The organism is Sphingomonas sp. LaA6.9, from assembly GCF_022601895.1.
GTDB lineage: Bacteria > Pseudomonadota > Alphaproteobacteria > Sphingomonadales > Sphingomonadaceae > Sphingobium_A.
In genome coordinates this window covers 1-12,826 of sequence record NZ_JAKVIO010000070.1, presented here as the reverse complement: position 1 = coordinate 12,826, position 12,826 = coordinate 1, and the positions used below count along the sequence as shown (strand labels likewise).

Below are 12,826 nucleotides of genomic sequence, written 5' to 3'. Positions count from 1 at the left end.
ACGACATGGATCGTTTCCGATGGTTCAGCCGAGGGTATCGTGACCGATGCTGCCACACCGCACGGACGCGCTGCTGCGCCAGCGATGGCCGCATGGAGGTCGCGGGTGGCCGAAGGCGTCGATGCGTGGAGGCGATTGCGATTCACGCCGAGGCCACGGCCACGCAGGTGATCCTCGGCGATAGGGTTCGCATAACGGACATGGGCGTCGCGCGTGACGATGACGAGCCCGATCGCGGTGTGATCGAGCGCCTGCGCCGAGAAACGTTGCTGAAGGGCGATGCCTTCCATCCGGCGGCGGATCTTGAGGCTCCTGCTCAGATGCGGCAGCAACTGGCCGAGCAGGCGCTTGTCGTCCTGATCGAAATCCTCCTGCGAGCGACGGCGATGCGTACCCAGCGTGACCGTTTCCTCTTCACATTTCAGCAGCGATGCATAAATCCCGCGATGCGCGTCTATCTCGCCAAGATAGTCGTTGTAGAATTCAAGCCGGCCACGCTCGGCGTCGGTCACAAGCTCGCTGTCGCGCAATATCTCTCCCACCGGTGCGATCCTCATGCGCAGCATCGCGCGATCGCCCGACCAGTAGTGATCGAGATAGCTGCGGACATGCCGCTCCTCGGCGGCCGAGGCGGCTGCGATCACGCCGACCGGCTTGTCCCGCTGGATAATGAGCGCGGTCGGCCCCTTGAGCACATCTTCGAGCGCGAGCACGACGCCGGCCCAGCCGTCGGGATGAAGCGATGCATCATAGATCGCTTCGATGATGGCCTGAACGCCGTCGCTTGTACCTGAAATAGAACGCATGGTTGACCGATCACGGGCTACGAAGATGCCAAACATCATATGAATTACGAGTAAAATCAATAATGTAATTCTGGTTTTACTTGGCTGACACCCGATGTTTTGGCCGAAAGATGCAATGCGCGCCACGTGACGCGCAAATGACTTCAGCCGCGGGCATCTAGTCGAAAAAATTTATACTGCCCTATACGTTCGTAGGGGGCGCGATGTTCGTTCGTCCGACTATGGCGCGCACAGACAAGGGACGTTGCACGCATAACCGGAGGAACGAAAACAGCAATCTGCACTGGTTGATAATTTGCAGAAAACAGCCTGATCGGGGTCTACGCGATCCGGTCCTGCCCGAAGCAGTCAAACGCCCTTCGGTCGCCATTCTCATAACAACTTATCCATGGGGGCCGGCATTTGCCGGCATGAACATATGATCGGCAAGCGTACGCTTTTTTGTGCTTCGGCCTTGTGCGGAAGCCTTGTTCTCTTCAACAGCCAGACGGGTTACGCCGCCTGCTCGACCACAACGGCAACCGACGGCACGACGACCGTGAACTGCACGGGGACCAGCCCGGCGACCAATATCGGCTCGGGCAACGACATATTCGTCAACGACGGCACGATCAGCGCTGCGACGGGGATAGGGCTCAGCGCCGGCACAGATACGGGCAACATCACCAATAACGGGACGATCGCAGCGACAGGCAGCAATGTCACCGGCTTGCACGCGGTCAGCGTCGACGGGCTGCGCGCGGGGAGCCGGATCGTCAATAACGGCACGATCTCCGCGGCGGCGGGCACGGGCGCGCATGGCATCGTGGTGGCGGGCTCCGCGACCATCGAAAATCATGGCAGCATCACCACAGAGGGGCAGCATTCGCGCGTTATATCGGTCGGTAACGACAGCGCCATCACGCATGGTGGTGTCGGCGCGTCGATCCGCAATACTGGAGCCCAGGGGTTTGGTGTGGTCGTCGGCGCGAACAGCACCATCACGTCGACCGCATCGATCCGCGCGGAATCCGATGGCATCGGCGTTCAGCTTGGCGTGGGTTCGACGCTCGACAATGCCGCCGAAATCTTCGGTTCGCGTAACGCGGTGGCCTTCAGCGGAGGCGGCACGCTGATCAACCGCACGGGCGGTTCGCTGACCAATTCCGGCACGGGATCGACGGTCGTGATGACGCTCGGACAGAATCAACTCTCCAACAACGGCGTGATTGACACGCCGAACATTGATGCGAATGGCGCCGTCATCACGTTCAACACTGGCCTGGGAACGACGGGCACGATCAGGAACGACGCCAGCGGCGTCATCGGCCATGCGGGCATGCCCGACGGGGCAAGCGCCATCCTGTCCGGAAACTCGGGCAATGTCGTCGTGCAGAATAGCGGCCGCATTCATGGTGACGTCCGGATGGAGGATGGTGAAGGCAAGGCGGTCTACAACGGTGTCGAGGGCGAAGGAGCCCCTATTGCCGGACCCGGCGTCATCGAAGGCGATATATGGCTGACTGCAGAGGACGATGTCGTTCGCAATGCAGGCACGATAACCGGCAACATTCAGTTCGGCGCCGGCGACAATCGCCTCGACAATCTTTCCGGCGGCAGCATCAATGGCGGCATCACCTTTGGAAGCGGTGGCAACGGCTCGCTGGCCAGCCCGGGCAACCGCCTCCACAATGCCAGCGGCGCCACGATCAACGGGAATTTGAGCTTTGGCACCGGTGTCGACCGGATCATCAATCACGGCACCGTCAATGGCACCGTGAATCTGGGGGATGGCGACGATCTCTTCTTTGTTGAGGGCGGCGCGATCAACGGCGACGTCCTGCTCGGTGCGGATGACGACGCCTTCTACATTAACGGGCGTCCAGTGCTCGCAGCGGGGGTGCGCATCCAGGCCGAGGGCGGCGATGCCGACCGGCTGACTTTTTCCGGTGACAGCGGAAGCTGGGACGCCGCGCAGTTCGAGGGCTTCGAGCGGCTGGTCCGTGACGGTGACGGCGCTACGACGCTGACGGGTGGCTGGGGCGCCTTTTCGGCAGGCATGGAGGTGGCACGCGGGACACTGACTCTTGCCGAAGGCGTCGACAATGAATTGTTCGGCGACATGGTCGTTCTGGATCTCGGAACCTACATCGTGAACGGCGTCCATATCGGCAATATCGACATCGCGCAGGGCGGCACGCTCGGGGGCATCGGCCGGATCAGCGACGTCACGCTCGACAACGCGATCGTCACCAATGCGGGCGTGGTTTCGCCGGGTCAGGGCATCGGCACGCTGACGCTGGCACGCGACTATATCCAGACCGCGACGGGCCGGCTCGACATCGAGCTCGGCGCGCCCGGCACGTCGGATCTGCTGGCCGTCGGCGGCACTGCCACGCTTGCCGGCACGGTCAACTTCATCCCGCTCGATCTGGCGGGGACGGGCGCCTACACCTTCATGACCTATGGCGCGCGGAGCGGCGCGTTCGATCAGGTCACGAGCGGCGCCGGGGCCCCCGGACTCTTCTTCAGCTATGCCGTGGACTATCAGGCTGACAAGGCCGTGGTGAACGTGGTCAAGACCGGGACCGGCCCCATGCCGGGCGCCTGCACCCCCTCAAGCCCCGCCGCGGGGCAGACGGTGATCTGCAAACCGCCGGTCGATAAGACCTATTTGTTCACGGCGCCCGACCTGACGATCAGCGTTGAGGGCGTGCTTGAGTTCCAATCGCCCGATGCGCTGATAAGGACGGCGGGGAGCAATGCCGCTGTGTCGGTGGCGGCGGGTGCGGGCATCGTGAATCTCGCTGCCGATGCCCCTGCGCTTGTGATGGATGGGGGCAGCAACCGCCTGACGAACGCCGGGTTGATCAACACCCCCAATGCGCCGGGCGGCCAGAATGCACCGATCATCCGCTTCGCCAGCGCGCCGGGTAACACCAGCACGCTCCGCAACGAAGCCACCGGCACCATCGGGCAGGCGGGTAACCCCAATGTCCGCGCGGTGAGCGTGGGCAGCGCCGGCACGATCGTGGTGGAGAATGCCGGACGGATCCATGGCGCGCTCGACCTGTCGGGCGCCGAACGCGTCGACATCACCAACGACGGCGTCATCAACGGTGACGTCGAAACCGCAGTGGGCAATGACGACATCAACAACCGCGCAGGCGCCTCGCTCAGCGGCAATGTGAGGACCGGCGCGGGCGAGGATCATCTGGCGCTGTCGGGTACGCTCACCGGCACCGTCGACCTGGGCGATGACAAGGACGTTTTCGATTTCGCGGGCATCATGAACGGCAATGTCACGATGGGCGCGGGCGACGACGAGATCACCATCCGCCCCAACACCGCCCAGGATCCTGCGCCGGCACTGGGCGCGGACAGCGTAATCGACGCGGGCGGGGGATTCGACCTGCTGACCTTCGGGCTCAATAGCGGGACGTGGGATGCGGCGCAGTTCGCGGGCGTCGAGACGCTGCTCAAGAACGGTGGTGGCACCACGACGCTGACCGGTATCTGGAACAGTCTTGATACCACCGCGGGGACGCGCGTCACCGCGGGGACGCTCCATCTGGCCGCTGGCAGCGCGCTTCACGGCGTCACGGCCATCCGCGGCACGGGCATCTACAGCCTGAACGGCGCCAATATCGGCAATATATCGGTGGAGACGGGCGGGACGTTGATGGGCAGCGGTGCGGTTGGCAGTGCCTCGCTCTTCGCCGCTGGTACCCGCCATCATCTCACCAATGGCGGCATTGTCGCGCCGGGCAACTCGATCGGCACGCTCACGGTGTTCGGCGATTTCACGCAGGCTGCGGGCGGCCGGCTCGATATCGAACTCGGCGCACCCGGCATTTCGGATCTGCTCGATATTGAGGGCACCGCGCGTCTCGATGGCGCAGTGCAGTTCATCCCGCTCGATGCGGCGACGCTCGGTTCCTACACCTTCCTCGTCGCGGACGGTGGGGTCAGCGGCCAGTTCGCAGCGGTCAACCCTGATCAGACATTAGCGCAGCAAGGGCTGATGTTCACCTACGTTATGGACTACGGCCAGGCCAATCAGGTCTCCGTCAATGTCACCAGAACAGGTACGGGGACGCCAACGCCAACGCCAACGCCAACGCCAACACCTACACCTACACCTACACCTACACCTACACCTACACCTACACCTACACCTACACCTACACCTACACCTACACCCACGCCGACACCCACGCCGACACCACCAATCATCCCGGTGATCGCGGGGTTGACGCCCAACCAGGCCGCTGTGCGCAACGCATTCCTTGCCCATGGCGCGTTCACTTCGGATCTGGCCGCAGTGCGTGCCTCGCTGAACGTCATCGACCCCGTGCGCGCGGCGCAGGCGCTCGACTCCTTCTCGGGCGAGGTGCACGGCGTGACTCCCGCCATCGCGGCGCAGGCGGGCCGCCAGTTGGCGCGCCTGATCGAGGGCCGCATGACCGCGGAGCGCTCAGGCTATTCGCTGGCAGATGCCGAACAGCGGTCCGACGACGCCGGCCACGGCACAGCATTCTGGATGCAGGGCGTCGGCACCTTCGGCGATATTGATGATGGCGCGTTTGCCTCGGGCTATGACTATGACGTCAAGGGCCTGGCCATCGGTGCCGATCGGCAGGTCGGTGAAACTATCCGGCTCGGTATCGCGGGCGGCTATTCGGGCACTGATTTCAACCAGGCTGGCACCGGAGCCAATGGCGACATCGACAGCTATCATCTTGGTGCCTATGCGATGGTCGACACGGACGATCTCTTCGTCGACGCGCAACTCGGCTATGCGCGACACGAGATCGACACGCGTCGCGCGATCATCACAGGCAACGGCACCGCACGCCGCGCCAGCGGACGCACTGATGCCGACGAGTTCCGTGCCGAGGTCAAGGCGGGCACCACCGTCAACGCGGGCAGCGTTTCGCTCCGGCCGACCGTCAGCCTCGACTATGCGAGGGTGAATCAGAGCGGCTTCGTCGAGACGGGTGCGGATGATGCAGGACTGATCGTCGGCAGCACCGAATATGAGGCGCTGACCGGGGCTTTCGGCGTCGAGTTGACCGGAGAATTCGGAGTCAGCGGGGGCACGGTGATGCCCTATGCCAATCTCGCGCTAGCGCATGATCTCGTGCAGCAAGGCTGGGCCATTTCCTCAGGACTGACCGGCGGCGTCGGCACCTTCACGATACATGGTGCCGAGCCCGGCCGGACTGCCGGACGGGCCAATCTCGGGGTGATCGGCAAGGTCGCCGCCGCCGAGTTCAAACTGGGCTACGGCCTTGAGGCGCGCGAAAATCTGACCGCCCATTCGGTCTCCGGTGGAATCACTTTCCGCTGGTGACCGAACGTCCCGACTCCACTGCTTGCATTTCCCACCACTTGAGCAAGCAGTCGGAGTCGGGGCATCCTTTCTCGGCCGTCCCACCGCCTGAGGGGAACGGGGGTTGGAAGAAGCGCGATCCGCGCGCGCCGCCTTCGAAGCACTGACCTCTCCAGCATCACGCAATCTCAACTCAACGCCGTTGCCCTGCGCCTCAATCAGCGCCCCCGAAAGACCTTGGACTTCGAAACACCCGTCGATAAACTACGAGAGGTGTTGCGATGACCAGTTGAACCCGCCGGTCGTTAGCCGACATCGGTTGAGGCCCGGGAAGAACGAAGCCCGGTGGGTGGCCGGGCTTCGATTGGTCAGAAGTTCAGAGAGAAAGTCGCCCTTGCGCTGTGGTTCTGGGCGCTGGCCGCGACATCGCCGGCATAGGCGATGTCGAGGCGGGCCCGGCTGGAAAGGGTGAGGGCGAGGCCGATATCGGCGGAGAGCGCATCCTTTGCGACGGGCGTGCCACCAATGCTGAAGGGATCACCATTGGTGAAGGCGAGCAGCGCGCCGGGGGTAAGATCGCCAAAGGCATGTCGCCAGCCCGCGATCGTACGCAGATCGGCTTTCATCCCGCCAAGGCTGAAGGACTGGGTGATGCGCGCGCCGAGCGTCGTGAAGCTGGTGCCCATCGTGGCGTGTGCGATGCCAAGTGCGGCGACATTGCCGCGTTCTTGCACTGCCTCGCTGTCGAGCGTGACGTGCGCGATGCTCGCAAAGGGCTCGATCGCGGCGCCCGCGACATCGAGGCGATAGCCGATCTCGGCAAAGCCCTGCGCGGTCGACGAGCGTCGGCTGGACGTTGCGGTTTCGCTGAAGCCCGCAAAGCTGATCCGGCGGGTGATGTCGGCATCGTGCCAGCCAAAGGCGAAGCCCGTCCTGAGGCTCAAGGGGCCCGTATCGGCGCCCGCGTAGAGGCCGAGATGGTAGCTGTCGATATCGGCGTCTGAAGCGAGACCGCGGACATCGGCATCACCCTTCTGCCAGCCGCCATAGATGCCGAGCTGCACATGCTCCGCAGCGATCGCGTCCACGCCCATCAGCACACCTGCTGCATCATGTTTGATCCGGTGCGCATTGGCGCTGCCATCGAGGCTGCCCCAATTGCCGATGCCCTGCATCCACCAGGCAATGCCACGTTCGGCATCGATGGCAGCACCGGCAATCCGCATCCTGTCGAGCGCGGCCGAGCGGATGAAGCGGCTGTCCTCGACCAGCACCGACTGGAGCGAGGCATGGACCTCGCCCGACAGACTTTCAAAGGCCGTGCGCGCCTGATCGGCGCCGAGCATCACGACCGCCTCGAACAGCGGGTTGCCCGAATCGAGCGCCTGCACCGCGGCTGCTGTCGCGCGCTGGTTTGCGCTGCGGCCGATGGTCGCGAAGTCGATATCGTTGCGCTGGAGCGTCAATGTCACCGCACTGGCCGAATAGCCGAGCAGCGCGTCAAGGAATGCATAGTCCGAAGTGGCATTCGCGAACTGCCCCTGTATGCCGCCCGCCGCGGTCAGGATCGTGTAGCTTGCGTTGCGCCGGTAATTGCCATCGAACCCGATATGCGCGACCTCGCCGCCGTTCAGGATCGCACGCCCCGAAACCACGATGCGATCGCTGGCATCGCCCGTCGCATCGACCTCGACCGCATAGATCGAGCCCGCCTCGAAGATGATGTCGCCATTGACGTTGAGCGTGCCGATCGAATTGCCCGGCGAGATCATGCCGCCCGCAGCCACCACCGTGCTGCCAAGCGAGCCATCGCCGCCGACAAGGGCGCCATTGCCGATCCGCGTGGCGCCGCCGAGCGTGCCGCTCGCGATCAGCGTCCCCCGTCGCACATCGAACGCACCGGCAAAGCCGGCATTGTTGCCCGTCAGTTCGACGCGCTGGCCGCCATCGATCGCAAGCGTGCCAGTGCCGCCAAGCGTGCCGGCATAGCTGCCTGCCTCGGTCTGGTTGAAGAGCAGGGTCGCGCCCGCCGCGATCGTGGCGTCTCCGGTAAAGCGCTGCGTGGAGGTGACAAGCGATCCCTGCTCGATCGACCAGTCGAGCGACGAGGTTCCGCCAAGCGTCAGGCTGCCCGCACCGCGCTTGACCATCGCGCCGTCGACGCCGCCCGATCCGGCGATGGCGCCGCCAAAGCCCGCATCGCCCGCCTGATCGAAGACGAGCGTACCCGCATTGGCGATATTGCCGCGGATCGAGGCGGCGTTGCCGATGAGCGTGCCGCCCTCGACGATCGTGTTGCCGGTATAGGCGTTGGCCCCCGTCAGGATCAGCGTGCCGCGATCGGCCTTGACCAGATCGCCGGTGCCCGTCAGCGCTGAGGCGATCGTCGCGGTCATCGCAGCGCCCGCTGCCGAACCATCGCCGACGCGGATCACGGTGCGCCCGCCAGTGCCGCCGAGCGACAGCGCATCGCCCGCAAGGCTGTAGCCGTGCGATGCGAACTGAAGCCCCGCAACCGACAGTGCGCCCGCACTGTCGTCGAGCGTCACCACGCCCCCGGTTCCCTGGAACACCGCAAAGCCCGGCTTCGGCTTCACCGCGCCATTGACCAGCCCGTTGGCGTCGGTCCACGCGCGACCCGTAGCGGTCCATGTGCCCGCACCGCCATCGACCACGCCATTGTCGTGGAGCGCGGCATTGGTGCCGTCCCAGAAGAGCAGGTCGACGCCCGCCGAAGAGATGAGATTGACCCGGCCCGCGATCGCGGTCTGGATCTGAAGGTCGTTGGCGCTGATGCCCGAGGGCAGCAGGTTGAGCTCAAGCCCGTTGTCGATGAGCGTGCCGCCATAGTCGAACAGGCGGTAGACGCCCGCGCCGAAGCCGCCCGCATCGGTGACGCTGAGCCTGCCGTCGAGCACCAGGTCGCCGGTGACGTCGAACAGCGCGTTGGCCGAAGGCGTGCCGAGCAGCGCCACCACATTGGCATCGTTGCCAAGCGTCAGGCTGACCATGCCCAGCGTATCGCCCGCACGCCCGATCAATGCGCCGAAGCCGGAGACATTCACCATGCCGATACGGCCCGAACCCTCAAGCGAGGCACCAGTGCCGATCGCGACGCTGCCGCCGAGCGCTCCGTCGACGCGCAACGTGCCGCCATGAACGGTGGTGGTCCCGGTAAAGCCCGCGCTGTTGCCGGTGAGGGTGAGGTGGGCGGAACCATATTGATGGAGGTCACCGCTGCCCGAAAGCACGGCCGCATAGCTGGCCGCGCCCGTATCAAGAAAACCGAGCGAGGCACCCGATGCGATCTGGGCGTTGCCCATGAAACGCGAAGCCGCGGTCTCGAGCTGACCCTGCTCGATCACCCAGTCATTTGCGGAGTTGCCGGTAAGCGTCAGCATGCCGACGCCGCGCTTGGTCGCCACACCCCGGGCGCCGTTAAGACCCAGTATATTGCCCGCAAAGCTGTCGTCGCTCGCCTGATCGAAGACGACCACGCCCGCATTGCTGACAGCGCCGCGGATGGTGTCCCTGTTGCCGATCAGCGTCCCCGCCTCGACAATCGTGTCCCCGGCATAGCTGTTTGAACCGCTCAACACGAGCGTGCCAAGGCCGGCTTTGATCAGACTTCCGCTCCCTGAAATCATGCCCGCGGCGGTGAGCGTGGTGCCGGCGGCGGTGTCGAACCGGCCGTCGAGATTGAGCGCGATGCTACGCCCGGTCAGGAAGCTGTTCGTCGCGGCCAGCGTGCCGCCTTCGAAGACGATCCCCCCAAGACCGTCTCCCAGATTGCCGTCGGCGCCGACCTGCAGCGTGCCGCCCTGAAGGATCGTGCCGCCGCTATGGGTGTTGGCGCCGCTCAGAATCAGCGTGCCGGTGCCGGTTTTGCGCAGCGCGGTGCCGCTGGCTCCGTTGGTCAGCCCGGAGGCGATGGTCGCGGAGATGGCGTTATCGACCTGGATCGTCGCGGCACTGCCCGCGGCCGGGTCGAAGCCCAGCGTACCCCCGGTCAGTTGATAGCCACTTGTCGAGAATTGCAGCGTGTCGAAGGACTGCGCGCCCTGCACCGTGACCGTGCCGCCGGCTGTGCCGGTAAAGACGCCCACCGAATGATCCCACTGGCTGTTGACCCCCGCCTGGCCGGGCTGGCCGGTCCAGTTCGTCGCCGCGCTGCTCCACGTGCCGGCACCGCCGTCAACGCTGCCATTGCCGATAGCGTCTATGCCGTCCCAGAACTGCATGTTCTGGCCCGCGCCGAGTATAGCGAGGTTCACCTGTCCGGGAATCGCAGTCTCGACACGCGCCTGATCGACCACGAAGCTACTTCCGCTCGTGTTCACTGTAGCGAAGCTGCCCGCAAGCGCGCCGCCATAGTTGAACAGGCGGTAATAGCCCGCAGCCGAAGCCTGTGCATTCAGCGTGCCGCCGAGCGTGAGATCGCCCGTGACGTTGACGAGATCGTTGCCGCCCGCGCCCGTGCCGCCGATCACGCCCGGCGCATTGAGTTCGAAATTCGCGATCGACCCCGCGTTCAGGTTGAGTAAGCCGAGGGTGAGGGTACCGGGGCTGTTGCCCGCGGAGAGCGTGCCGCCATTATCGATAGTGACCGCGCCGCCGATGATGCCCGATCCACCAATCGTTGCACCGGAATTTACGATGACGGCGCCGCTGGCGAGCGCGCCGTTGACGCGCAGCGTGCCGCTGTTGATTGTCGTTGTACCCGTATAGCCATGCGTGCCGGTGAGTGTCAGCGTGCCGGTTCCGTCCTTGATCAGCGCGCCGGTGCCGGAGATCGCACCGCTATAGGTTGAGCTGGTGCTGCTGTTAAAGGCGATCGTGGCATCGTTGGTGACATTGCCGATAATCGTCCCCGACACGCCGCCATTGCCGATCTGCAGCGTGCCGGCATTGACCGTCGTGCCGCCGGAATAGAAGTTGTTGCCCGTCAGCGTCAGCGTGCCAGTGCCATTCTTGGCCAGTGCGCCGGCACCGCCGATAATGCCGCTCAGGGTTTGGTTGGCGGCGTTCCCCAGATTCAATGCTGCGCCCGAGCCCAGGCTGATGGCGTTGCCCAGATTGTTCCAGCTGCCCAGGAGGGTAGCAGCGCCGGTAACGTCAAGCGCGCCTGTGCCAAGCCCCGAATTCGAGGCGAGCGTCAGGCTGGCACCGCCCAGTTCGACTCCGCCGCCAAAGATGTTCGAGCCACCAAGCGTGACGGCGCCGCTCGTGATCGCCAGACCGCCGATCCCGGAGATCGTGCTGTTGAGCACAAGCGCATTGGTCCCGGTCAGGCTGAGCCGCGTCCCCCCGGCGAGATTGATGGTGTTGGTCAGGGAAACGCCGGGCACTCCGGCACGAAGGCTGGCATTACCGCTTACGTTAAGGTTGCCGAGGCCAAGCGCCCCATTATTGCCGACGCTGAGCGTACCGCTGAGCAGATTGAGGCCGCCGCCGAAAATGTTGTTGCCATTGAGCGCCAGCGTGCCGCTGCCACTGAACGACAGGGCGCCAGGCCCGCTGATGAAGCCGCCAAGGGCAATGTCGTTGCTGCCGCCGATGCCAAGGTTGGCGTTCAGCGACACGGCATTGCCGAGATTGATGCCGGCGCTGGCATTGAGCGTCGCCGCGCCACCCACCGTCAACAGGCTCAGGCCAAGCGCGGTGTTGCTGCCGAGCGTCAGACTGCCGGCTTGCAGGCTGACACCCCCTAAAAACGTGTTGGCACCGCCCAGCGTCAGATTGGCCGCGCCGTTCTTGGTGATTCCGCCCGCGCCATTCACCGATCCGTTGAGCGCCACATTGCTGCTACCACCGATACTCAGCCCGGCGTTGAGATTGACGTTGTTGGTGAGGCTGACGGCGGTGCTGGCGCCCAGCGTGCTCGCACCGTTCACTGTGAGATTGCCCGTACCGAGCGCCGTATTGTGGCCTACGATCAACGACCCGCCGCCAAGGTTGAAACCACCTCCGAAGGTGTTCGCGGCGTTGAGCGTCAGCCCGGACGCGCCGGAGAGGCTGAGCCCGCCCGCACCGCTGATCACACCTGTGATGGTAAGCGCGCCGCCGCCCGCGCCGAAATTGAGCGTGTTGTTGAGCGTGATGGCCCTGTTAAGCACGAGACCCGCCGCGCCCGTCAGGCTGGCTGCGCCATTCACGGTCAGCCCGCCGGTGCCGATCGCGTTGTTGTTGCCCAGATGGAGCGTGCCGGCCAGCAGCGTGGTGCCGCCCGAATAGGTGTTGGTGCCGGTGAGCGAGACCGTTGCGCTGCCGGCTTTGATCAGGGAACCGTTGCCCGTGATCTGATTGGACAGGGTGATATCGTTGCCGTTCTGGACGAGTGCCAGCGACCCGCCGTCAATCGCGATGTTGCCAAGGATGTTGGGCGTGGCGCTGTCGGAGGTCAGCGCGTTGTTGCCGCCGGTAAAGGTGATCGCATTGGCTCGGAAAGCTTCATTGCCGATCTGCCCGCCCGTGAAGCCGCCCGCGATCGCTCCGGCGGAGTCCAGGGTTATGTTCAGGTTGCCGCCGACGATCCCCGCGCCGCCCGAGCCATGTGGCGCCGTGCCGCCTGCACCGGTTCCGCCGGCGCCGCCATTGCCGCCCTGAATTGTCGCGCCAACAACCACCGTATTCGGTGCGCTGCCATCGTTGAAAAAGAGGCCGATACCGCCCGAGCCGCCCGAGCCACCCCTGCCGTACGCAGTGA

3 protein-coding genes and 1 pseudogene are annotated in these 12,826 nt (G+C 64.7%); 2 read left to right on the top strand and 2 right to left on the bottom strand.

Annotation, left to right across the window (positions count from 1 at the left end; all coding sequences use genetic code 11):
• A partial coding sequence (locus MKI88_RS20650) for a hypothetical protein (RefSeq protein ID WP_241633438.1) occupies positions 1-932 on the bottom strand: 932 nt, incomplete at its 3' end.
• Positions 933-1,224: 292 nt separating this feature from the next.
• Here MKI88_RS20650 and MKI88_RS20645 point away from each other — a divergent pair.
• Positions 1,225-6,141 (top strand): autotransporter domain-containing protein, encoded by a 4,917-nt coding sequence (locus MKI88_RS20645; RefSeq protein ID WP_241633437.1) that lies wholly within the window; start codon positions 1,225-1,227, stop codon positions 6,139-6,141.
• 147 nt (positions 6,142-6,288) lie between these two features.
• Positions 6,289-6,405: pseudogene (locus MKI88_RS20640) on the top strand (IS30 family transposase); the annotation flags it as partial.
• An 83-nt stretch (positions 6,406-6,488) separates the two neighbouring features.
• On the opposite strand, the gene MKI88_RS20635 reads toward MKI88_RS20640, so the two are convergent.
• Positions 6,489-12,746: an autotransporter domain-containing protein gene (locus MKI88_RS20635; protein WP_241633436.1), complete on the bottom strand. Its 6,258-nt coding sequence runs from the start codon at positions 12,744-12,746 to the stop codon at positions 6,489-6,491.
• Positions 12,747-12,826 lie beyond the last annotated feature (80 nt).

What these genes read in the sequence shown, in the direction of transcription:
- MKI88_RS20645 (WP_241633437.1), top strand. Translation starts at nt 1,225, where the DNA reads ATGATCGGCAAGCGTACGCTTTTTTGTGCTTCGGCCTTGTGCGGAAGC.